This is a genomic window from Phyllobacterium pellucidum, from assembly GCF_013327855.1.
GTDB classification, from domain to species: Bacteria; Pseudomonadota; Alphaproteobacteria; order Rhizobiales; family Rhizobiaceae; genus Phyllobacterium; species Phyllobacterium pellucidum.
Genome location: NZ_JABUMX010000007.1, coordinates 101194 through 124473, shown reverse-complemented (window position 1 = coordinate 124473; position 23280 = coordinate 101194). Strand labels below are relative to the sequence as shown.

At 58.4% G+C, this 23280-nt stretch carries 16 protein-coding genes, 1 tRNA gene and 1 pseudogene; 12 read left to right on the top strand and 6 right to left on the bottom strand.

Going from position 1 to position 23280, the window contains the following annotated elements; genetic code table 11:
- Window position 1: 1 nt before the first annotated feature.
- Both HQ945_RS20970 and HQ945_RS20965 read right to left on the bottom strand, forming a co-directional pair.
- Window positions 2-376 carry a YbaN family protein gene (locus HQ945_RS20970; RefSeq protein ID WP_113282174.1) on the bottom strand — a complete coding sequence of 125 codons (375 nt, stop codon included), beginning with the start codon at window positions 374-376 and terminating at the stop codon, window positions 2-4.
- 112 nt (window positions 377-488) lie between these two features.
- On the bottom strand, window positions 489-1205 hold the full coding sequence (locus HQ945_RS20965; protein WP_174208469.1) for a hypothetical protein: 717 nt from the start codon (window positions 1203-1205) through the stop codon (window positions 489-491).
- A gap of 1016 nt (window positions 1206-2221) precedes the next feature.
- Between HQ945_RS20965 and repA the strand changes: the two genes are divergently transcribed.
- From repA to repC, 3 genes are all read left to right on the top strand, one after another.
- Window positions 2222-3424, top strand: coding sequence for a plasmid partitioning protein RepA (gene repA / locus HQ945_RS20960; RefSeq protein ID WP_113282172.1), 1203 nt, complete (start codon window positions 2222-2224; stop codon window positions 3422-3424).
- A gap of 68 nt (window positions 3425-3492) precedes the next feature.
- A complete protein-coding gene (gene repB, locus HQ945_RS20955) occupies window positions 3493-4497 on the top strand; it encodes a plasmid partitioning protein RepB (RefSeq protein ID WP_174208468.1) in 1005 nt (334 codons plus the stop codon).
- Between the two features lie 157 nt (window positions 4498-4654).
- Complete coding sequence (gene repC / locus HQ945_RS20950; protein WP_113282170.1) at window positions 4655-5875, top strand: plasmid replication protein RepC; 1221 nt, start codon at window positions 4655-4657, stop codon at window positions 5873-5875.
- Window positions 5876-5900: 25 nt separating this feature from the next.
- On the opposite strand, the gene selD is transcribed toward repC, so the two are convergent.
- Window positions 5901-6968, bottom strand: a complete 1068-nt coding sequence (gene selD, locus HQ945_RS20945) for a selenide, water dikinase SelD (protein WP_113282169.1) — start codon at window positions 6966-6968, stop codon at window positions 5901-5903.
- Between the two features lie 368 nt (window positions 6969-7336).
- Here selD and fdnG point away from each other — a divergent pair, with 368 nt between their 5' ends.
- From fdnG to HQ945_RS20905, 8 genes and pseudogenes are all read left to right on the top strand, one after another.
- Window positions 7337-10423, top strand: coding sequence for a formate dehydrogenase-N subunit alpha (gene fdnG / locus HQ945_RS20940; RefSeq protein WP_113282168.1), 3087 nt, complete (start codon window positions 7337-7339; stop codon window positions 10421-10423).
- An 11-nt stretch (window positions 10424-10434) separates the two neighbouring features.
- Window positions 10435-11379, top strand: a complete 945-nt coding sequence (gene fdxH / locus HQ945_RS20935) for a formate dehydrogenase subunit beta (protein ID WP_113282167.1) — start codon at window positions 10435-10437, stop codon at window positions 11377-11379.
- Complete coding sequence (locus HQ945_RS20930; RefSeq protein ID WP_091925208.1) at window positions 11376-12077, top strand: formate dehydrogenase subunit gamma; 702 nt, start codon at window positions 11376-11378, stop codon at window positions 12075-12077. Before fdxH ends, HQ945_RS20930 begins: the two co-directional genes overlap by 4 nt.
- Before the next feature lie 59 nt (window positions 12078-12136).
- Window positions 12137-13054, top strand: coding sequence for a formate dehydrogenase accessory protein FdhE (fdhE, locus tag HQ945_RS20925; protein ID WP_113282166.1), 918 nt, complete (start codon window positions 12137-12139; stop codon window positions 13052-13054).
- Between the two features lie 9 nt (window positions 13055-13063).
- A complete protein-coding gene (gene selA, locus HQ945_RS20920; protein ID WP_113282165.1) occupies window positions 13064-14488 on the top strand; it encodes an L-seryl-tRNA(Sec) selenium transferase in 1425 nt (474 codons plus the stop codon).
- Window positions 14485-16311: pseudogene (selB, locus tag HQ945_RS20915) on the top strand (selenocysteine-specific translation elongation factor); the annotation flags it as partial. The gene selA and the pseudogene selB, both read left to right, overlap by 4 nt.
- Window positions 16312-16437: 126 nt before the next feature.
- Window positions 16438-16533, top strand: a tRNA-Sec gene (locus HQ945_RS20910).
- A 26-nt stretch (window positions 16534-16559) separates the two neighbouring features.
- Window positions 16560-17021 carry a hypothetical protein gene (locus tag HQ945_RS20905; RefSeq protein ID WP_113282164.1) on the top strand — a complete coding sequence of 154 codons (462 nt, stop codon included), beginning with the start codon at window positions 16560-16562 and terminating at the stop codon, window positions 17019-17021.
- Window positions 17022-17023: 2 nt separating this feature from the next.
- Here HQ945_RS20905 and HQ945_RS20900 read toward each other — a convergent pair whose 3' ends face one another.
- Complete coding sequence (locus tag HQ945_RS20900; protein ID WP_174208467.1) at window positions 17024-18646, bottom strand: autotransporter family protein; 1623 nt, start codon at window positions 18644-18646, stop codon at window positions 17024-17026.
- Window positions 18606-20489, bottom strand: a complete 1884-nt coding sequence (locus HQ945_RS20895; RefSeq protein WP_174208466.1) for a hypothetical protein — start codon at window positions 20487-20489, stop codon at window positions 18606-18608. The genes HQ945_RS20900 and HQ945_RS20895 overlap by 41 nt, the downstream gene beginning before the upstream one ends.
- 397 nt (window positions 20490-20886) lie before the next feature.
- Between HQ945_RS20895 and fae the strand changes: the two genes are divergently transcribed.
- Entirely contained in the window at window positions 20887-21426 is a 540-nt protein-coding gene (fae, locus tag HQ945_RS20890) for a formaldehyde-activating enzyme (protein ID WP_027233032.1), read from the top strand.
- 358 nt (window positions 21427-21784) lie between these two features.
- Here the strand turns inward: fae and HQ945_RS20885 are convergent, their stop codons facing one another.
- A complete protein-coding gene (locus HQ945_RS20885; protein WP_027233033.1) occupies window positions 21785-23239 on the bottom strand; it encodes a sensor domain-containing diguanylate cyclase in 1455 nt (484 codons plus the stop codon).
- Between the last annotated feature and the right edge of the window lie 41 nt (window positions 23240-23280).

Sequence of the window (23280 nt, the reverse complement as noted above, 5' to 3'; positions counted from 1 at the left end):
ATTACGCTGCAACACTCGGGCGGCTGACGACATAGGCCGCGCAAGCGATGAAGAACAGCGCAACGATGCCGCCAAGCAGCGGCGACGGCCGGGCGAAATAGAAGAACATGGCATAGCCCACTGCCATGCCGCCGCAGGCGAGAAGCTTTACTCGCTTCGGTATCGCGCCATGTTCGCGCCAGTGCACCAGCGTCGGGCCGAAGACCGGGTGCTCCAAAAGCCATTTTTCAAAGCGTGGGGACGAACGGCTGAAGCACCATGCGGCAAGAATGAGAAATATGGTGGTGGGCATGACAGGCAGAAGCGCGCCTATGAATCCGAGCGCCACCATCAGCCAGCCGAGTAAGAAATAGACTGTCCGCTTTGTTCGGTTCATTCCTGCGCTCTGTTTACATCGTCGCGGGTTAAATGTCAGCGATCCGGATAGATTTGCCGCGATAAGACTGCCCGGGCCTACCCGGGCAATCGAGATTTTACTTAATGCAAGACTACTCGGCCTTCAGCCGTGTATTGCATGCGCTCCAATATTGCGGCCATGTCTTGCCACCCGTCTTGTTGCTCGCCTTGGCCTGCTGCCACTGCTCGCCACAGGCGCTGATCCGCTGACGGAAAGCAACCTGGCCGGGGGTCAACGGCTTTCCATCCGCTGTCGTTGCAGCGGCGGCTGTCTTGGTCGTGGTCTTGGTGGCTGCCGGTGTCGGCTCCGGAGGTGTCGATGCATCGGAATTGTCGGATTTCAAGCTTTCGCTGCAGGACGAGAGAAACTGGTTCCACGTCTGGCCCTTCAGCGTACCGGCTGACTTTGCCGACTGGTATTGCGTGCTGCACTCCTTGGTGATCGCCTTGGCGGACATTCCGCCGGCTCCTGCAGTTTCGGTGGTCTTGGCGGGTTTGGCTGCTGCAGCATCCTTGGACTGCTTTGTCGTAGCCGTGTCCTTCGTTGCCTTCTTCGTCGGGGTCGTGGCGGCGGGTGCCGCAGCATCAGTTGCTCCCGCGTCTTTTAGCTTGGCGCTGCAATCTGAAAGGAACTGAGGCCACTTCTGGCCATTCAGGGTGCCGGCCTCCTTGGCGGCATTATACTGCGTGCTGCATTGTTTGGTGACGGATTGCGCCGCGGTGGCGGCGGAGGCCGGGAGCGTGAGAAAAACCAGCCCTACGCCGGCAATGACCGTCGCGGCGACTGTAGTGATACGAAATTGAATCATAACGTGAGTTCCCTTGCGATCGTGTCCGCGGTTCCCCCGAGAACGCACCATGCGTTTCGGCTGGCCTGCACTGCAAGATGATCCCGCACCATTGAATGGCCCGCCGAAAAAACGGCGGACATCCCGGGTCATCGCTTGATGATTGCACTTTGATTGTGGCCAAAAATGTCTGACGTCCAATGAGTGCTCAGGTGAAATATGCATCATGCTCAAATAGACCTGCCCAACCAGACTCGTGATCAATGGCATCGCCATGCCAGCATCGCTCTTTCGCCACGCGAATGCAAGAAATGCATAGATCGCCGCCGTGCCAATCCACCCTCACCTGACCGAAATGGGTATCACCGCATAGGCGCGTTGTACCAATGGCGAAATATCATTCTATCGTCTGCCGGGTGTAACATCCTGCAGGGCGGATGGGGCGTGCCGATGGCCGTATTGGGGCTGTTGCATTGCCCAGCGACCGGATCCCAAAGCCGACGATATTCACTGTCGCCTTTGGATTTTTGGAAGTCATCCCAATCTGACTGCAACTCGTGTGTGGTTGTTATGAGTAGTCGTGCAAGCGTAACGCGTTGATAAATCGTTAACTATAACGATGAACGGAAGTTAAACTGGAGCTAATTTCTGTTCGGCAGGCTCTGGAGGGGAACGGAGCTTGGGAGGCCGAGTAGCCCGGCACATCGCCGGGCTACTACGGCTCTTGGCGATTTGCCTAGGATGCCACTCCCATCAATGGCCGTCAACGTGATCGCGATATTACCTGCCCGGCCGCGGTTTGTATGCGCGAAGGCTTCTTTAGCATTGTAACAAATAGTCCGCCGTCTAAACGGTGAGAAACCTGTTACCTATCAACGGATAAGCGCTGGAAGCCTCGCCAAGGCAGACGGTATCAGTCGGCCGCATCGTTAACCAGTTGTTAACAGTAAAGTTCTTGCTGTCTCGAGCGAATCGGACATAATGACGGCATTCGGACGGTTTTAATGGAAATGCCGTCATTTGAGGCCCGGTCGACGATGAACATCGCAACAACAGCAAAAAAAGCTTCCTTTGATGACACGATTCTCGCGCAAGGTCGCGAGATTTCGCGGAAGCTCAATATGCTTCGCATGGAAACATTTCCCCCGAATGCCCGCAAGACGTTGCGCCAGTTTTCTCTCGCCGAGGCCGCATATTTTCTTGGCGTTTCGACCAGCAATTTGAAAAAGCTTCATCTCGAAGGCAAGGGCGTCGAACCGACGATTCATACCGGCGGCCGCAGGAGCTACTCAGCCGAACAGATCATGCAACTGCGCCATTGGCTCGATCGCAACGGCCGCGCCGATGTCAAGAAATATGTGCCGCATCGCCGCGGCGATGAGAAGCTGCAGGTTATCGGCGTCGTTAATTTCAAGGGTGGATCCGGCAAGACGACGACTGCCGCCCACCTCGCCCAACATATGGCGTTGACCGGACATCGTGTTCTTGCCCTCGATCTTGATCCGCAAGCCTCGCTTTCCGCGCTCTATGGCATCCAGCCGGAACTCGACCAGAACCCCTCCATCTATGAGGCGATCCGCTACGACGATTCGCGCAAACCCATTACCGACGTAATCCTGCCGACCAATATTCCCGGCCTTGACGTCGTTCCCGCCTCGCTGGAATTGCAGGAATATGAGTACGACACGCCGCTTGCCATGCAGAGCAAGAATTCGATCGCCGGCAAGACCTTCTGGAACCGCATCGAAAATGCACTGAAGGAAGTGGATGGCCGCTACGACGTCGTCATAATCGATTGCCCGCCGCAGCTCGGCTATCTGACGCTCACGGCGCTCGCCGCGGCGACGGCGGTATTGATAACGGTTCATCCGCAGATGCTCGACCTGATGTCGATGTCGCAATTCCTGTTGATGCTCGGCGATATCCTCAAGACCGTCGGGGCTGCCGGCGGCGATGTCGATCTCGACTGGTTCCGCTATCTGATCACACGCTACGAGCCGACTGACATTCCGCAAACGCAGATGATGGGCTTCATGCAGTCCATGCTGGCGCCGCAGATGCTAAAGCACCAGATGCTCAAATCGACGGCCATATCGGATGCGGGCCTTACCAAGCAGACACTCTATGAGGTGGAGAAGTCGGCAATGAACCGGCACACTTATGATCGGGCGATGGAATCTATGGAAGCGGTCAATTCGGAAATCCGCGAACTCATCCACGAGGCGTGGGGACGAAGGTAGACGGCAGGCTAAATACGGAATTCAGTCAATGAATTCATCGCATTGACGCGATTTCGGGGAAATTGATTATGGCACGTAAGAACATCTTTGAAAGCATCATGCACGGCGAACCCGATGTGGCGGTCGATGCTGAGCCAAGCGGCGGCTTCCGCAAGTTTGGCGCCGCGAAATCGATGTCGTCATCGATCGACGAGCTGGCGCGCCAGGCCTCGAAACTGGTTGACGGGGAAACGGTCGTCGATCTCGACCCGAACTTGCTGGACGCTTCGTTTGTGACCGACCGGATGCCGGAAAGTGACGACGAAGAGTATCGCGAATTGTTGAACGCGGTCAGGGAGAGGGGGCAGGACAGCCCCATACTTGTCAGGCCCCACCCGAAGGGCGATGGACGGTATATGATTGTCTTCGGGCATCGCCGGGCGAGGGTTGCAAAGGAACTCGGGCGCACGGTCCGCGCCGTTGTAAAGCCGCTCGCCGATCTCGACCATGTAATCAGCCAGGGACAGGAAAATTCGGCGCGCGCCAATTTGAGCTTTATCGAACGCGTGCAGTTCGCCGATCGCCTTGAGAAGCTCGGCTATGCGCGAGACGCCATACAGTCGGCGCTGTCGATCGACTATCAGACGCTTTCGAAGATGCTGACCATTCCAAAGGCCATCCCGGAAGCAATCATTGCAGCAATCGGCCCCGCCAAGGGAATAGGGCGCGACCGCTGGCTTGAGATGCGCAAGCTGATCGAAAACCCCAGGCACGGTTCGCAGGCTCTGCAATTCGTTGAAAGCGCGGAATTTGCTGCGGCGAAATCGGCAGATCGCTTCGACCAACTCTTCGAGTTCCTCAGGGGCGCCGGATCCGGAAAGCCGGTACGCAAGGCCATCGGCGGAAGCGCCGGATCGGTTTGGACGCCTGACGACAAATCGGTGAAGGTTGCGACAAAGCTTTCCGGCAAGACGTTCTCGATTGCCTTGAACGAAAAGAATGGCAGGGAATTTGGTGTGTTCATCACCAATAACCTTGATCAGCTCTATGAAGCGTTCAAGGAATCGAAAAAAGTGACTGAAACAGGAGATTAGACCCGCAAAAGAAAAAGGCCCCCAAACGACCCGGTCGTGGAAGCCTCTCTCAAAGTTCTAGCAGACTGAGAATCGCATTTCCACGAATCACTGTCAAGAGTCCCCGACGTCGTTTTGACGAGCAGATTTCTTTTGCCTTTTGAAAAGGGCAATGAGGATGAATGGAAATCTGATAACGACGCCCTTCGGGCGGCGGTCGATGTCGCTTGCGCATCTTCGGGCACAGACCCGGGCGCAAGATATTGCGCCGGGAAAGTCTGCAGACAAGTGGCAGGTCTATCGCTGGCTCTGTGAAGGCAAGGAAGAGGTTGGGATCAGCGACAGATCGCTCGCTGTGCTCAACGCCTTGTTGTCGTTTTTGCCGGACAATGAACTTTCCGAAGAAAACGGCACCATTGTCTTTCCATCGAATGTTCAGCTTTCGATGCGTGCGCATGGCATGGCCAACGCCACGCTCCGCCGGCATCTTGCTGCGCTGATTGAATGTGGTCTGATCTCCCGCAAAGACAGCCCCAACGGCAAACGCTACTCGCGCAAGGGCAGGGGAGGGGAGATCACCGAGGCTTTCGGGTTCTCGCTTGCGCCGCTCCTGGCGCGTGCAGAGGAGCTCCAGGCGGCCGCTGAGCGCGTGCGCGCCGAACGCCATGCCCTGAAGCTCGTCAGGGAGCGCATCACGCTTCACAGGCGGGACATCGCAAAGCTCATCGAGATGGCGATTGCCGAAGCTGTCTCTGGCGATTGGCAACAGTTGTGGACGCGATTTCGCAGCATTGTCGATGCTATCCCGCGCCAAGCGGAAAGGGGAACACTTCAGGAGATCCTGGCTCACCTCGTTGCTTTGCACGATGAGGTGGCTATCGCATTGGAAAATAAGCTCAATGAAGAAAATATGAGCGGCAATGAGTCCCGCGATGAACCGCAGCAACAGAATTCAAAACCCGACTCTTTCATTGAATTTGAACCTGGCTCTAGAAACAGCCAAGGGGCTGAAACTGCGCTACAACAGGAAACAACGGAACACGTCACCCAGACATATCCAGTTGGGTTTGTGCTTAAGGCTTGCCCGGAAATGAACGACTATGCACCTGGCGGCATTGCGAACTGGCGCGATCTGATGGCGACAGCGGCACAAGTGCGCGGTTATCTTGGAATTTCTCCCTCGGCCTACGCGGATGCGCTCGATGCTCTCGGCCAGGAGCGTGCCGCAATCGTCATTGCCTGCATCCTCCAGAGGGCCGAACAGATCAATTCGGCCGGCGGCTATCTTCGGGCGCTGACCGAGAAGGCGAGGGCAGGGGCGTTCTCGGTTGGACCCATGCTGATGGCGTGCCTGCGCTCGACGGGATCGCATCTACGGGTGGTTGGTGATGACGGATGAGCCGGGGTCCAGCGAGGCAAAGCGGCTAGACAACATGCACTGCCGCAGATGTTCCAGTGTCTACGCCGGATACGGTGCCTATAATCCGTGCCGCGGGATAATCGGCGTCAATGATGGTCTCGAGGAGATCTTTGGCTCGCTCGGGACGGCAGGCAATCAGCAATCCGCCCGACGTCTGCGGATCCGTCAGCAGGTGCCTTTGCCAGATGGGAAATCCCGCCGGAAGGACTACCGCTTCGCCATAACTTGCCCAGTTGCGGTGCGAGGCGCCCGTTACGAAGCCCTGTTGGGAAAGGTCGGCTGCCTGCGTAAAATAGGATATGTCGTCCGCGCGCAGGAGGATCGTTGCATTCGAGCCTCGGGCCATCTCAAGGGTATGACCGAGGAGCCCAAATCCCGTCACATCCGTGATTGCGTGCACGTCATTATCGCGAGAAAGTTCTGCACCTACGCGATTGAGCAGCGTCGTCGACGCGATGAGCTCACCATAGGCTTCGTCGGGCAGGGCGCCCTTCTTGAACGCCGCCGCATAAATGCCGACTCCGAGAGCTTTCGTCAGTATCAAGGCGTCGCCGGGTTTCGCGCCACTATTGCGGCGGATATTGGCAACCGGGCATGTGCCGATAACGGCCAGTCCGTAGATTGGCTCCGGCGAGTCGATAGAGTGTCCACCGGCGACCGGAATACCTGCATCCGCACAGACAGTGCTGCCGCCGCGCAGGATTTCACGCACCAGCTCGGCCGGCATCTTGTCGATCGGCATGCCCAGGATTGCGAGCGCCATGATCGGCTTTCCGCCCATGGCATAAACGTCAGAGATGGCATTCGTTGCGGCAATCCGGCCGAAATCGAAAGCGTCGTCGACCATAGGCATGAAGAAGTCCGTCGTTGCGATCACGCAAGTCTCGTCATCCAGCTGCCAAACCGCAGCATCATCGCCGGTTTCCGTTCCGACAAGGAGTTGCGCAAAGGGTCCCGCAATTGGCTGGTCTGCAAGCAGTTGCTGCAGTACCGACGGTGCGAGCTTGCAGCCGCAGCCGCCGCCATGTGCAAGCGACGTCAAGCGGAGCGGCACAGCGGTTCGATCATCCATGGCAGCCTCCTCGCACGTTGAAAGTACAGCAGGTGGCGACATTCTTGTCCATTTTGCGCAGGACGTCAAAGGTGAGCCACGGTTAGCTTATTGCTGCGCTGCAATGACAGTCGCAGGGAGTAAAAGCTTCCGCATGACAAGTAATTGTGGTGTTCGAAGTGATTTGGGCGGGCGTATATAGGACGTTCGTACAACCCAATTAATCATGATTGTTGTACTCATATTATAGGGCATCTTATTGGTTTGACAATTGAACTTCATCAGGTAGCATTTTGTTCGGAACGCTCGCGCGTTCCAAGTTGCCGAGCACTTGAAGTTTCCGGCATGCCGTGTTGGTAGGGCCGGCCCATTAAGGGAGGTGACATGCCATGAACATGGAACTCTCGCGGCGCCAGTTTCTTGCGGCGGCCGGCGCTGGTGTGGCGGGGTCAGCGCTGGGAGCCTTCGGCTTCGGCGCGGTGGAATCCGCCCACGCCAAGGCCATCCGCGATTTCAAATTGGTGAACACGACGGAGACCCGGAACACATGCCCGTATTGCTCCGTTGCATGCGGCATCATCATGTATTCCAAGGGTGACCTGAAGAAGGGCGAGAGCGCCGAAATCGTTCACATCGAGGGCGACACTGATCATCCGACGAACCGCGGCACGCTTTGCCCCAAGGGCGCGGCGCTGCTCAATTTCGTCAAGGCCGAGACGCGGCTGAAGTATCCGATGATCCGCAAGCCGGGTTCGGACAAATTTGAGAAAGTGTCCTGGGATGATGCCCTCGACCGGATCGCGCGCCTGCTGAAGGACGATCGCGACAAGAACTTCATTCAAAGGAACAATGACGGCGTAACGGTCAATCGCTGGACGACGACCGGGTTCCTCGCCGCCTCCGCAACGACGAATGAAACGGCCTGGGCGACCTACAAGGTCGTACGCAGCGCCGGAATGCTGGTATTCGATAACCAGGCACGTGTCTGACACGGCCCAACGGTGTCCAGTTTGGGCCCAACATTTGGCCGTGGTGCAATGACCAACTCCTGGACCGACATCAAGAACACGGATCTTGTTGTCATCATGGGAGGCAATGCCGCCGAAGCGCATCCATGCGGCTTCAAATGGGTCACGGAGGCCAAGGCCAACCGCGGCGCGAAGTTGATCGTCGTCGATCCGCGATTTACGCGCTCGGCATCTGTCGCGGATTTTTATGCGCCGATCCGCCAGGGGACGGATATCGCATTTCTCCTTGGGGTGATGAACTACTGCATCCAGAACGACAAGGTGCAATGGGACTACGTCAAGGCGTTCACCAACGCGACATACATCGTCAAGGACGGCTTTGAATATAAGGACGGTCTTTTTACCGGTTATATCGAAGCCAAGCGCGACTACGACAAGTCCACTTGGGAATATGTCATCGGTGATGACGGCTACGCCGTGGTTGACGACACGCTGACCAACCCGCGCTGCGTATGGAACCTCCTGAAGGCGCACGTTTCCGTCTACGTACCTGAACTGGTTGAGCGTATCTGCGGCACCCCGAAGGACAAGTTCCTGAAGGTAGCCGAGATGATCTCGGAAATGTCGTCGCCCACCAAGACGATGACTTCCATGTACGCGCTTGGCTGGACGCAGCATTCGAAAGGCTCGCAGAACATCCGCTCCATGGCGATGTTGCAACTCATCCTCGGCAATATTGGCGTGCGCGGCGGCGGCATGAATGCGCTACGCGGGCACTCCAACATCCAGGGACTGACCGATGTCGGGCTGATGTCGAACCTGCTTCCGGGTTACATGACACTGCCGACGGAAAAGGAAGTGGACTTCGACGCCTATATGTCGACGCGGGGCTTCAAACCGCTTCGGCCGAACCAGATGAGCTACTGGCAGAACTACAAAAAGTTCTTCGTCAGCTTCTTGAAGTCGATGTGGGGAGCGGCGGCGACGCCGGAAAATCACTTCGCCTATGACTGGCTGCCAAAGCTCGACGTCCCCGGTTACGATGTCCTGCGGGCATTCGAACTCATGAATCAGGGCAAGATGACCGGCTATGTCTGCCAGGGTTTCAACCCGCTGCTGGCAGTGCCAAACAGGAAAAAGCTCACGGACTCACTGTCCAAGCTGAAGTTCCTCGTGACCATGGATCCATTGGACACGGAGACATCGCGGTTCTGGGAAAATCACGGCGACTTCAACGACGTGGAAACCGCACAAATCCAGACCGAGGTCATCCAGTTGCCTTCGACCTGCTTTGCAGAGGACGAGGGGTCACTGACCAATTCCGGCAGGTGGCTGCAATGGCATTGGCCGGGGGGAACGCCGCCCGGCGAGGCCAAGACCGACGTATGGATCATGGCGCAGATATATTCGCGTCTGAAGGAACTCTATCGCCGGGAAGGCGGGGCGTTCCCGGACCCGATCGTCAATCTCAATTGGTCCTACGCGGATCCCGGCGATCCGACTGCGGAAGAACTCGCCAAGGAGATGAACGGCAGGACTTCGGCCACACTTTATGATCCGACAGATCCATCCAAGGTGGTGGTGGAAGCCGGCAAACTATTACCGAGTTTTGCGGCACTAAGGGACGATGGTTCGACATCTTCCGGATGCTGGATCTATTCCGGTTGCTTCAACGAAAACGGGAACAATATGGCCAGGCGGGATACGTCGGACCCGGACGAGACGGGTGCCTATCTCAAATGGGCATTCGCATGGCCGGTCAATCGCCGCATCCTTTACAACAGGGCTTCGGCCGATCTGAACGGCAAGGCCTGGGATCCGAGCCGGAAGCTGATTGAATGGGACGGCCAGAAATGGGCCGGATACGACGTTCCGGACATTGCGCCGACGGCCAAGCCTTCCGAGGTCGGACCGTTCATCATGAATGCGGAAGGAGTATCGCGGCTTTTTGCCCGTGGCATGTTACGTGACGGACCATTCCCTGCCCACTACGAACCGTTCGAGTCGCCGCTGGCCAACATCGTCGCTCCAAATGTGCGCGGCAATCCCGTTGCCCGCGTTTTCAAGGGCGATTTCGCGCAGTTCGCCGAACCGGCTTCGGAGGAATTTCCCTATGCGGCGACTTCTTATCGCCTCACCGAGCATTTCCACTACTGGACCAAGCATGTCTGGGTGAACGCGGTGCTCCAGCCCGAGTTCTTCGTCGAGATATCGGAAGAACTCGCCAAGGAGAAAGGCATCACCAAGGGCGGCTGGGTGCGGGTTTGGTCGAAGCGCGGATCGGTTCGGGCAAAAGCGGTCGTCACCAAGCGCATAAAACCGCTGATATGCGATGGTAAGCCGGTTCACGTGGTCGGCATACCGCTGCATTGGGGATTCATGGGAGCGGCCAAGAAGGGCTTTGGACCGAATTCGCTGACGCCCTTCGTCGGTGACGCCAACATAGAGACGCCGGAGTTCAAGGCGTTCCTCGTCAATATCGAGCCCATCGCCGGGCCGGTGGCATAGGAGACGGCAGCATGTTCCCGCCTGTACCAAACCCGACGACCCGGCCCGAGCCTGCCAGATTTGGCGAGCAGGACCTGATCCGACGCTCCGCATCCAATGTTACCCCGCCGGCACAGCGTCAGACCGAGGTTGCAAAGCTTATCGACGTGTCGAAGTGCATTGGCTGCAAGGCATGCCAGTCGGCCTGTATCGAGTGGAACGACACGCACCCACCAGTTGGCGAAAATGTGGGAGTCTATGACAACCCGCATGATCTCACCCCCGATATGTTCACCCTCATGCGCTTTACCGAGTGGGAGAATCCCGAGACCAACAATCTCGAATGGCTTATCCGCAAGGATGGCTGCATGCATTGTGAGGATCCGGGGTGTCTGAAGGCCTGCCCGGCTCCCGGCGCCATCGTCCAGTACTCGAATGGCATTGTGGATTTCATCCACGAGAACTGCATCGGTTGCGGCTACTGCGTAAAGGGATGCCCGTTCAATATTCCTCGCATCTCTCCGGTCACCCATGTTGCCTATAAATGCACGCTCTGTTCCGACCGCGTGGCGGTGGGGCAGGGGCCTGCCTGCGCCAAGGCCTGCCCGACGCAAGCGATCGTGTTTGGCACCAAGGAGGAAATGAAGCAGCATGCCGAGGGCCGCATCACCGACCTGAAGTCACGCGGCTTCGATAATGCCGGGCTCTACGACCCGCAAGGCGTCGGCGGCACGCACGTGATGTACGTTCTTCATCATGCGGACAAGCCAGAAATCTATGCCGGCCTGCCGAACAATCCAAGAATAAGTCCGCTCGTGGATGCTTGGAAAGGCGTTACGCGATATGCCGGATTTGCCGTCATGGGTGTCGCAGCCATCGCCGGATTGATGCACTACCTCGTCTCCGGTCCCAATCGCGTCTCGAACGACGATGAAGAGCAGGCGGAGAAGCTGGTTGGGGAGGAGCGGCCCCGATGAGCACGCAGTACGACGTGGAGAAGGGCGACAGCGTTCATTCCGGCAAGCCCGTCACAGTCGATCGCTATACTGCCGGCGCGCGTGTGAACCATTGGATCACGGCGGTCAGTCTCGTGCTGCTCGCGCTCTCGGGCTTGGCGCTGTTCCATCCTGACCTGTTCTTCCTGACGGGTCTCTTTGGCGGCGGACCGCTTACCCGGATTATCCATCCGTGGATCGGCGTTGTCCTTTTCTTCAGCTTCTTTGGCCTTTTCCTCCGCTTCTGGCGCGCCAATCTGTGGAAGCGCGAAGACGGCACCTGGCTCGCCCGTATTCGTGACGTGCTGACGGCTCACGAGGACCGGCTGCCCGAGGTCGGTAAGTACAATGCCGGGCAGAAATTCGTCTTCTGGTCGATGTCATTGCTGATCATCGTGCTCATCACGACCGGGATCATCATATGGGACCAGTATTTCTTCGATTTGACCACGATCGAGCAGAAGCGGTGGGCTGTATTGATCCATTCCATGGCGGCGATTGTGGCGATCAGCGTCTGGATCATTCATGTCTACGCAGCGATCTGGGTGCGTGGTACTATACGCGCGATGACGCGCGGTTCCGTTACTGGCGGCTGGGCATGGCGTCACCATCGCAAATGGCTACGAGAGCTGGTGGCGAAATCGCCCAAGGACAAATCGGGAAGTACGCCCGCCGAATAAGCGGGTATGGTAGAAGTTTCATCGGTCCACGTGGCCCGGCGGGTTCGTGAGGGAGCAGCATGAACAGCAAAAGTGCGGTTGAGCCGGATCCAACGGCAATCGGAGATATCTCGTCACCGCCCTTTGTCCGACTGCCGGATCCGGGTTCGATCTTTTCCACAAGGGCAGCACGGCTGCGGCAATTGGCTGAAACAAGCCACCTTTCACCGTACCTCAGATTTGTCGAGGGACTTGCGCGGGCCCAACACGAAATCCAAGTTGATTTGCCGGCTCCCGGTGGGACAGACGCGGCGGCCGTTGCGCGTGCCCGCGAATTCGCAATGCCCCTGATCGACCGGAGCAGGATCGAGGATGAGCCGACATTGGACGATATATTCGATCGCCTGTTTGCGGCTGTTGCACCGATCGAAAAGCCCGCCGCGGCTGCTGACGCTCTATCCCGCGTGACCGCTGCCAGTGTCGAGGCTCGCCGGGCCATGGCCAGAACGGTTTTCTCCAGCGCATTGCCGGCAGATGCGATTGCCGAGCACATCTATATCTGGGCGGCCCTGCAGGTGCATTTTGCCCGGCTGGCCTCGGCTCTGGATGCAAAGATGCTCGCGCCGTTAGCCGATGGCATCTGTCCAGCGTGCGGAGGTTTGCCGGTGGCATCGATGGTCGTCGGCTGGCCCGGCTCCCATGGCGCACGATTTTGCTCCTGTTCCATGTGCGGCACGTTGTGGAACTACGTCCGCATCAAATGCATGTTGTGCGGCTCGACCAAGGGCATTGGTTACCAGGAAATCGACGGGCATGGTGGCACGATCAAGGCTGAAACCTGTGACGAGTGCCAGGGCTGGATGAAAATCCTCTATCAGGACAAGGCGCCGGATACCGAGCCGGTCGCAGATGACGTTGCCAGTCTCGGACTTGATCTCCTGATGCGAGCGGAACCCTATCGGCGGGGCGGCTTCTCGCCGCTGCTTGCCGGGTTGTGAGGATGTGCGATGGACACCAATTCCAGCCTCCGCGCTCTACCCTCTGTCGATCAGCTGCTGCGGTCTGAATTGGCCGTGGCGGCCATAGAACGCTTCGGACGGTCGGCAGTGACCGAAGTTCTCCGCGACACCGTCGCCGACCTGCGCCGGAAAGTTCTTCAAGGCCACCCTATCCAGGCGTCGGAAATTATTCTCGACAATCTTGTCGCAAGCCTTGAGGAGCGCGAGCGCACCACGCTACGCCCGCTCTATAATCTGACCGGTACGGTGCTGCACACGAACCTTGGCCGCGCGCTTCTGGCTGAGACCGCAATTGACGCTGCGGTGGCGGCAATGCGCTCGGCCGTTTCCCTTGAGTTCGATCTTGAGAGCGGCAAGCGCGGCGAACGCGACGATCATTTGCGTGCCCTGATCTGTGAACTGACCGGCGCTGAAGATGCGACGGTCGTCAACAACAATGCGGCGGCTGTCCTGCTCGTGCTCAACAGTCTGGCGGCGGGCAAGGAGGCCATCGTCTCCCGCGGCGAACTCATAGAAATAGGCGGCGCCTTTCGCATGCCCGACATCATGGCGCGTGCGGGCGCCAGGCTGGTGGAGGTCGGCACTACAAACCGGACACACAAAAGCGATTATGCGAATGCTTTGGGACCTGACACCGGACTGATCCTGAAGGTCCACACCTCAAACTACCGCATCGAAGGCTTTACTAAGGAAGTAAAGCCGCAGGAATTGAAGGATATCGCGCACAAAGGCGCCGTTCCGCTGGTCCACGATCTCGGCTCCGGCACATTGGCGGATCTCACGCCCTTCGGACTGGCGCACGAACCGACGGTGCGAGAGGCAATCGAGGAAGGTGCGGACATTGTCACCTTTTCCGGCGACAAGCTGCTCGGCGGATCGCAGGCGGGATTCATCGTTGGACGCAAGGACCTTATCCAGGCGATCAACAAGAACCCGATGAAACGGGCGCTCAGAGTCGACAAGATCCGCATGGCCGCACTCGAGGCGACGCTGAAGCTCTATCGCGATCCCGAACGACTGAGCGTGCGCCTTCCCACTATGCGGCTCCTCAGCCGCTCCCGCGAGGAGATCGGTGCGCAGGCGCAAAGACTGGCTCCAATCGTCGCGAAGGCCGTGCAAGGTGCGTTCAATGTCGCCGTCGTCGACTGTGCCAGTCAGATCGGATCGGGGGCCTTGCCGCTGGCTACGGTGCCCAGCGCTGGTCTCGCCTTGACCGCGCTCGATGGCGGCGGCAGCGCGCTTGAGGAACTGTCCGCCGCTCTCCGGCGCCTGCCCGTCCCGGTCATTGGCCGTATCGAGCGCGGGTCCCTGGTTCTTGACCTGCGTTGCCTCGAAGACGACGCAGCATTTGCTGCCAATATCGCAGGCCTCGATTTGAGAGCGGGGCAGGCCGGAGGAAACAGCCAATCATGATCGTTGGTACCGCGGGGCATATCGATCACGGCAAGACTTCGCTTGTCAAAGCTCTGACCCACGTCGATACCGACCGGCTGAAGGAAGAAAAGGCGCGCGGCATATCGATCGATCTTGGGTTCGCCTACTTGCCAGTGGAGGCCGAAACGATCGGTTTCATCGACGTGCCAGGTCATGAGAAGTTCATCCACACCATGCTCGCCGGTGCGAGCGGCATCGACTTCGTGCTGCTCGTCGTCGCTGCCGATGATGGGATTATGCCGCAATCGCGGGAGCACCTTGCCATTATCGACCTCCTTGGTATCGAGCAAGGTGTCGTTGCGCTGACGAAGGCCGACCTTGTGCCAGAGGAGAGGCTTGTCGAAGTCGAGACAGAACTGCGCAACGAGCTTGCCGCAACGGCGCTTCGCGATGCGCCAATTCTGAGCATTTCCACAGTAACTGGAAAAGGCATTGACCAACTGCGCGACCACATTGTGGAAGCAGCACGCCAGTTTGCAAGGCTCGAAGCCGATGGCCGCTTTCGGCTCGCCGTCGACCGTTCATTCACGCTGCAAGGCACGGGAACTGTCGTGACGGGCACGGTCTTGTCGGGAAGGGTCGCGGTAGAAGATCATGTGGTCGTCAGTCCCTCAGGGATCGCGGCACGTGTACGCTCCATCCATGCGCAGAGCCGGCCGAGCAGGGAAGGCAAAGCTGGCGACCGTTGCGCCCTCAATCTCGCCGGCGAAGCCATTTCCAAATCCGCGATCAGCCGCGGCGACATGATACTGGACCAGAGCTTGCACGCACCGACGAACAGGATCGACGCGACTTTGCGCGTGCTCGGTTCCGAGCCTAAGCCGATAGGGCATTGGTTTCCAATCCGGCTCCATCATGCCTCGACCGAAGTTGGTGCGCGCGTCGTGCTGCTTGGCGATGCTCCGATCGCACCGGGTACCGCAGCAAATGTGCAACTCGTACTCGACCAGCCGATCGCGGCAGCAGCCGGGGACCGCTATATTGTCCGGGACACGTCCGCGCGGCGCACAGTGGGTGGGGGCCGCTTTCTCGACCTGCGGGCACCCGCCCGCAAGCGCCGCACACCCGAACGAAGGGCACAGATCGAGGCTCACCTGCTCTCTGATCCGGCCAAAGCCATGGAGGCCTTACTCGAGACCGCGCCCTATAACCTCGACCTTACCGGCTTCGTCCGGGACAGGGCCCTCGCGGCAACTAAAACCGAGGAGCTAGCGCAGGCATTAGGCGCGATTTTGCTCCCCGCTGCACCTGATTTGATAGCGATTTCTGCTTCGCGCTGGGCTTCATTTCGTGAGGATCTGTTGGGCCGGCTTGACCTCTTCCATGCCGATAATCCCGATCTTCTCGGCATTGGAGTCGAACGGCTGCGCACCCAGCTTGAGCCGCGCTTGCCCGTCACGGCGTTTCGATCGGCTCTACAAAGGCTTGCCGGGGCGGAGGAGATCGCAATCGACGGGGCGTGGGTACGGCGCGCCGGTCATGCGGTGACGATGGGCCCTGCCGATGAACATTTTTGGCGGAACATCGAGCCATTTCTTGACGGCGCTGAACGATTTCGTCCTCCACGCGTGCGCGATGTCGCGACCGCGCTCGCCGTTCCGGAACCCGAGGTGCGCCGCCTCCTGAAACTCGCGAGCCGGATGGGCAAGACACATGAAATCGCGCACGATCATTTCTTCCTGCGTGAAGCGGTAGCGGACATGGTTGCCATCATTGCCGGACTTAGCGCGGAAGCGGAAAAGGGATGGTTTACCGCGGCCGAATTCCGCGATCAGGTCGGAAATGGCCGTAAGGTTGCCATTCAGATCCTGGATTTTTTCGATCGCCACAGTGTGACTGTGCGTCGCGAAGATCTGCGACGCATCAATCGAGACCGGCTGGATCTCTTTGGGGTTTCTGCGAAAGTAACGAGCGACAAGCTCGCGTCAGGAGGAGATGCGTCCCCGGTGGGGCGTCCGGACTTCAAATCCGGGAGGGGCCGAGAGACGGTCTTTGGTGGGTTCGACTCCCACTCTCTTCCGCCAGCGCCCCCACGGTCAGAGCCGCCGCGATGAAATACCTGGAAACGCTGCAAAAGAAGGCAGACTCCACGCAGGCAGTCGAAACCCTTTATCGGCAGGAGGCTGCGGTCCGCATAGCATCTCTCGAGCAGGAAAGGGCATTCGCATTTCGCCGGCTTAATTTGATGCGAACGCTCGCGGCTGTAATGCAACCACAAGCCGGCGATGGCGAGTGGCAGCACGATGAAGAGATCGCAGTTGCGCGTGCAATTGCTGCCTTGCTGGCAAAACTCGGCTGGTCATCGGACAGCGACGCGCGCGAGGCGATGCTGGATAATTTCACGCCTGTGATTGTCGCACTCCACCGGGCAGAATTGACCGGATCCGGCACGGTCGAAGAGGTCGTGGACGCGCTTGCGCGCTTCGAAGCATGGTACGCCGCGACCTTCAACGCTTCGTTCTGGATGCTGTTCGAAAATCCTATTCCCGACACGCCGCGTGTCGATTTCTAGGCCTACCATTTGACGCGGAAACCTGCGGTTCCGTTAAAGGCGTAGCTGTCGCCGAAACTCTCAAGGCTGGTATTGGCTGAAACCTCGCCATAGACGGAATACTTGTCGTCGTTCCAGTTGTAGCTGCCACCGATCCCGATCCCGCCCCAGAACCGCTCGGGCCGCGTCTCGAATTTTACGCCGGAGATGTCCACGGAAGATCCGTCAAGGATTTCGTAATAGAGGTTGGCGATGCCGTAGACGTGGCTGCGGCTGGTCTTGCCCGCCTTGTCTTGCCAGCTCTGCTCGCGGTCGGCCGAGATGCCCAGCCGGCCGCGCAGGCTGTCGCCCGTGCCGAGTGAAACGTCAGCGCCGAAAGGATCGGTGAAGCCGTCGAAATCGACATTGGCGTAAATCAGCTGCGCCTGTGGCGTAATCGTCCAGTTCCCGCTCAAGTCGATCTTTTTGCCGGCCTCAACCGACAGGGCATAGCCGAAACCGTCATTGCCATCATTAAGCGAGCGATTGGCGGTATCGGATGTGAGATCGCTATCGAACCAGGTCAGCGATGCTTGCCCATCCACATAAATACCGTTTTGCCCGAGCCATGTCAGCGTGCCGCCAAAACCGTAACCGTCGGTATCGATACCGCCGTCGCCAAATACGGAGGTTACGTCGCTCGAAGCCTGCCCGTAATGGACTGTAATGCCGCCGATGAGCCGGCTGCCGTCTTGCGCTTCATACAGCAGACCGTCGAGCCCGGCTTGAAGCCGCCACATATCGAGATCGTAGTCGCTGCCGCTGGTACTGACCGCCGGCTCGATATGACTGTGCAAGCCCTCGATGCGGGTCCATACGCCGTTGCCTTCGAGCCCGTTTGGCGGAGCGAGCGGCTGTTCCCAATAGCGGTTGCCGACCCGCTGCTGCATCGTCGGCATGCTCATAAGCGCTAGCAGCGCCTGCGGATATGCTTCGTAGATCGGCACACCCGCCTGGAACAGGGGCTCCGGTGGATTGGGGGGTATTGGACCCGGTGGTATCAATTGCGAGCGGAGATACCAGTTGCCATCGGTGCCATCTGCGCCGACGCCGCCAAATTTAAGCGTATAGGCATATGCCCCGCCCACGACTGCCTGCTCGCCCTGTGTAGTCACATAGTCGCCTGCAAGCGAGAATGCACCTGGATCCGAGGCCGCCTTGTTGCGCACCTCGACAAGCCCGATACCGTTGCCCGGTGTCAGGACGCCGCTGCCTCCGACATTGGTCACGCCGATTGTCGTCGCTCCTGTGCCGAGCCGGGTGCCATCGACGACCAGCATGTCGGAGTAGGAGTTGGTCTGACCGGCAACAGGTATGCCGCCATTCAGCACGGTATTGACGAGCAACCTTCCGCCGTTGGATACATAAAGTCCGCTGCCCGGAACGCCTCCAGCGGTTGGGTTGCCGGTGATGACAAGGCTGTTGCCGACAACGGGTAGGGCGTTGCCAACGGCGGGATTGCGTAGGTCGATGGTACCGGCATTGGCGAAGGTTTCGAGGTTGACAAGCTGGCCCTGAACGACCCCTTCGCGGTTGAGATCGTAAAAGGTGGATTCAAGTGGGCGGCTATCCGCGCCTGGTCGTCGGAACGTAGTAGCCGGTCGCATCGGTTATTGCCGCGCCGGTGACAGGCAGGAGTCGCACCACGCCCGCAGCTTGGTTGACGAACTGGTCGCTACCCGCACCAAAGTCGGAGATGGCAACGGCCTTTGTATCGCGGATGCCGTCACCATCCGTATCGGCAAAATTGCGAATGTCAAAGGAGGTGGGCGTCAGGTTCTGGAAAGTGTCATTTCCCGACCCAAGCGTTACATAGCCCGTTATCGTTCCGTTGTTGACGATGTTCACGTTGCCCGGAAAGCCCGGCTGAAAATAAAGATCGGCCGCGGCGACGGCTCGATCGGAAAGTGCGCCAATAGTGCCGGTATTATTCAGCGTTGCCGTCCCGGAGGTTGCGCCCAGGATAACGCCGCTCGAAGGCATCTGATAATTCGGTCCCGCGCCATCCGCGGAAGATTGCCAACCGCCGGTCACCGCTCCCGGAACGCTGACGGTGACTGAGCCGCCGGTCGCCTTGATGCCAACACCGAATTCGCCGGTCGTCACGATATTCGAGGCAGAGACATCAACCGCACCCGTGGCGGAATTGGCCCATATGCCGTGGGATTCGCTACCATGGGTCGTTATGGGTGCGGCGCTGAGGACAGTAACCGGCCCACCGATACCTGACGCCGGATCGTCTGGACCGTCGCCAGGAAAAGAAACACCCGGAGAGGTCAGTGGAAGGCTAGGGCGCGGCTGGCTGCCGCTGTCAGCCAGGATGCCAAAGGATCTGTCGCCATTGGTGGTGATGGGCCCGCTGCTTTGAACGGTGGAAGCGCCGCTCCCTGACTGCGCGACAATTCCCATGCCGCGGCCGCCATCCGTGGTGATGCCTGCGCCGGTATAGATCACCGTGACCGGAACGTCGGTATAAGCAGTCGCGCGAATGCCGATCGGGTTGCGCGAGCGTTCGCCGGCGTCCCCGGCTACTGAACCGGTGTTGTCGATGGTCGAGGCGATCTCTCCTCGTACCATCTGGCCCCCAGCAGCGCTGCCGCCGCGGGCTGTCAACGAAATGGCTGCATGCGGGTTGCCGTTTTCGTCACCGCTCAGGGAAATCGACGTCCCAGGGTCAGTAATCACCGTCGCGGAGCCATCGCCATGGGAGACGGCATTTATCCCGAACACACGCGAGCCGGTGAGGCCGATCTCGCTGGTTTCGCCGACAGCGCCCATACGATAGCGTACCGAGGCACTGCCGCTGCCGCTGCCGGTCGTGTCGGCCTCGGCAGTGATGCCAAAGAGAAGTTGCGAATTCGTGGGCACGTTGCCAATGATACCGCCGCTGGCGTCGATCGAAACATTGCCGCTGCCACCCGCCGAACGGGCTATGATGCCAGCCGCGTCACCGCCCACCACATGAATGCTGGGCCCGCGATAAATTACAGAAAGATTGGCAGGGCTCGGTGTCAAATTGTTGAGGAAGATCCCACGGATATCAGTCTGGCCCTGAGCATCCACCTCTCCTGTGACATCAATGGTGAGATCACCAAACGCCGTGGCGTTCGGATTACTCTGAAGCAGGGAAACGCCATAGATATTCACCTGCCCCTCAGCCTCGAATAGGCCGCTCAGCCTCATTGAAATCGGGCCGCTGATGGGGCCGCTGACGCCGTTGGTGTTGATCTCGACGCCCCTGACAGGATTTGTCAGCACGAGAAGCCCGTCGCCAGTCAAGATCATGCCGGCGTTTGACGTGGAGTACACGATCCCCGTCGAATAAGTTCCCGGTGCGCAGGTGACAGTCGGGACTGCTCCGCTCGTATTGGATTGACCGCATTCATCATCCGCAAGCGCAACGCCGGGGAAGAAAGACGCGACAAGAGCGGGCACGACAATTATTGCCACTTGATGGGTAAGCTTCAGGCTCCACGCGCTACGCTGCGCTGTGCAGCGCCGTGATAGACTGTATTCGCGAGTACGCTTAACATCACGCGAACGGTTGGCGATGGCCTCCTCCTCCGAAGAACGTAGCCGGCGTGCCGATAATGCTTCAACCACGTTCCAGTGTCAAAATATTGCTACTACACGTTGATTGCGGTTGCTGCTGTTAGGAAGCAGATGACAGGTGAGGATGCCCACCTTGAAAAAGAGCGCTCCCTCGTTCACTGCTGTTTGATACGCACCTGTTCTAAAACAAAAATTTCATTTGATGCGTGACAACGGAACTCACTCTCTGGGTTTTTCAACTTTACCGGTCAAGAAGTGGCAGATAGGGTCGTGCCGCAATTGGCAAGGAGGATACATGTCTGAGATTTGGTTTCGCACGGGTGAGGCAACGGTTCTTGCTGCGGAGGGCCAGGCAACGGATGCCATGCCCGAAATAGTGATTGGATCGGTGCGCGGCCCCGTTGGCCACGCGTTCGCCTCGATGATGGGTCAGGTCAAGGGACACACGCGCATGTTCGTGGTCCGCGACCTCAACCAGGCGGTACGTCCCGCCACCATGATGACGAGCAAGGTTACTATCAAGAATATGGCCTATGCCGAACTTCTGGGCGGCGTCGTGCAGGCGGCGATGGGCGATGCGATCGTCGATTGCCTGTCGGAAGGAATTCTTCCCAGGGACGAGGCCGACGACCTGTGCATGATCATCACGGTCTGGCTCGATCCGCGTTGTGTCGATGACGAGAACCTCGATCGCAAGGATTTATATCGCACCAATTATGAGGCGACGAAACTCGCAATTTCCCGCGCCATGACCGGCAGGCCAACGGTGGACGAGCTCATCGCAAATCGCAAGACCATCAAGCACTACGCTCTTGACGGCGTGATCGACTACTGAGTCGCTGGGACGGCACTTCCAAAAACAAAACGCGCTCCGGAGAGCGCGTTGTAGATGGGCGTTAGCCTGTCGTTTTCTAAGTTGTTGTCGGCCTGTATTCATTTACCCGCAGTGCTAAGCCCATATTCTAACTCGAATAAATATAGAATTTCGACCTATGCCCCCCACTGCTGTCCGCTCATTCCTTGCATGGTGGATGCTTCTTATTGTTTGTCCTATGCATCGAATTCACGATCACAGGTTGACGCTATGTTACGCAGCGTTACAGGAGCGTGACTCGAATGCGCTCAAAGCGGTTTTTCCCCGAAATCTGCATAGTTAATTGTAATTAATCTCCCGCATAGCCCTTGAACGCGGACTAGTTCGCGGCTTGTCCGGCCTTCTTGCCCGATGAGTAGTGCGCGCGTTTATCCTCGTACATCAGAAGGTCGGCGCGCTTGGCGACCAATTCCATCTTTTCGCCGATATTGCTGGTCGCCCAGCCGATCGACATGTCGAGTGGAATATTCGAATAATACTGATTGTTGATCTCAACCAGACTGCGGATCTCCTCGACAAGGCTTCCTGCACCCAATTCGTCAATGGCGGGCATCAGCACGGCAAATTCGTCGCCGCCGATACGGGCCGCATAGCAGGGGGCTCTGACAGCCTCGTTGAGCACCTCTCCCACCCGGCGCAGCATGCTGTCGCCGGCGGCGTGGCCCCACTGGTCGTTGATGACCTTGAGCCCGTTAAGATCGAGAATGATGATCGAGACCGGGTGGAATTCGCGCCGTTCCAGCCTGTTGAGTTCATCGACGTAAAAGGCGCGATTGTAGAGTTTCGTCAGGACGTCGTGCTTGCCGAGATATTCGAGATAGGCCTCGGCCTTCTTGCGCGCGGTGATGTCGGTAAGCGATATCTGCACAAGCGCCCAGTCGTCTTCGTGGCCGGGCAAGACCGAGAACTGCAGCAATACGTGACGTTCTGTACCGTCCAGCGCGTAGTTGACAGTCTCCCGCTGGTGGAACAGGTTGCCGTTCCAAAGATCGATCAGTTGCTCCCTGAAATGCGCATTCATCTCGTCCTTGAAAACGTCGTTGATGCGGCGCAGCAGCGTCATCTTGTCGGGTGCGAGAAAGAGCTTCAACGTCTCGCGATTGATGTCGACGACCCGTATCTCGCTCATGCACTGGCGGACGAATTCGGGGTGCACGTCGGTGAAAACGCGAAAATCGGTAATGCCCTTGTCGCGCACTTCGTCGAGGAGGCGCTTGATGCGGCTGAAGTCCTCGACCCATAGGGATACCGGCGAATGTTCGAAGAGCCCCTCGGCGTAGCGCTTGCTCTCCACCTGCTTGCGCCGAGCATCTTCGCGTTCGGTTACATCCTCGATCGAAAGTAGGACCTGGCTCCAGCTGTCTTCGTAACCGGGCAGTACCGTACCGCGCAACTGGATGTCGAGACGCCGACCGGACAGCGTATAGTTGACGGTGGCGCTGGAAAACTCGGTCTCGCCTTCCCAAAGCGCCGAAAGTTCCTGGACGTGCGATTGCAGCATGTCGCCGCGAAAGATGGAGCCGAGATTCTGGGTGAGATGCTCGAGGTCCTCTGCCTCAAACAGCGTCAGGGTCTTCCTGTTGACTTTGATAACCTTGATCAGGCTCGAGCACTGCTTGATGCGGTTTTCATTTTCCGTGAGGTACGCCCTGATATCGGTGACGCCAGACGCCCGCCACGTTTCAAAGAGAGACCGAACCTCGCTGAAGTCCTCGAGCCATAGTGAGATCGGTGCAAGGTCGAATGTTTCGGCGTGATGAGCCTGATCGTGCATATCGTTTTCGAACTTTCAAAGTCGGGGCCACGCTCCTTTAA

Coding starts and splice junctions, on each gene's coding strand:
- HQ945_RS20970 (WP_113282174.1), bottom strand. CDS start 376: ATGAACCGAACAAAGCGGACAGTCTATTTCTTACTCGGCTGGCTGATG.
- HQ945_RS20965 (WP_174208469.1), bottom strand. CDS start 1,205: ATGATTCAATTTCGTATCACTACAGTCGCCGCGACGGTCATTGCCGGC.
- repA (WP_113282172.1), top strand. CDS start 2,222: ATGAACATCGCAACAACAGCAAAAAAAGCTTCCTTTGATGACACGATT.
- repB (WP_174208468.1), top strand. CDS start 3,493: ATGGCACGTAAGAACATCTTTGAAAGCATCATGCACGGCGAACCCGAT.
- repC (WP_113282170.1), top strand. CDS start 4,655: ATGAATGGAAATCTGATAACGACGCCCTTCGGGCGGCGGTCGATGTCG.
- selD (WP_113282169.1), bottom strand. CDS start 6,968: ATGGATGATCGAACCGCTGTGCCGCTCCGCTTGACGTCGCTTGCACAT.
- fdxH (WP_113282167.1), top strand. CDS start 10,435: ATGTTCCCGCCTGTACCAAACCCGACGACCCGGCCCGAGCCTGCCAGA.
- HQ945_RS20930 (WP_091925208.1), top strand. CDS start 11,376: ATGAGCACGCAGTACGACGTGGAGAAGGGCGACAGCGTTCATTCCGGC.
- fdhE (WP_113282166.1), top strand. CDS start 12,137: ATGAACAGCAAAAGTGCGGTTGAGCCGGATCCAACGGCAATCGGAGAT.
- selA (WP_113282165.1), top strand. CDS start 13,064: ATGGACACCAATTCCAGCCTCCGCGCTCTACCCTCTGTCGATCAGCTG.
- HQ945_RS20905 (WP_113282164.1), top strand. CDS start 16,560: ATGAAATACCTGGAAACGCTGCAAAAGAAGGCAGACTCCACGCAGGCA.
- HQ945_RS20900 (WP_174208467.1), bottom strand. CDS start 18,646: ATGCGACCGGCTACTACGTTCCGACGACCAGGCGCGGATAGCCGCCCA.
- fae (WP_027233032.1), top strand. CDS start 20,887: ATGTCTGAGATTTGGTTTCGCACGGGTGAGGCAACGGTTCTTGCTGCG.
- HQ945_RS20885 (WP_027233033.1), bottom strand. CDS start 23,239: ATGCACGATCAGGCTCATCACGCCGAAACATTCGACCTTGCACCGATC.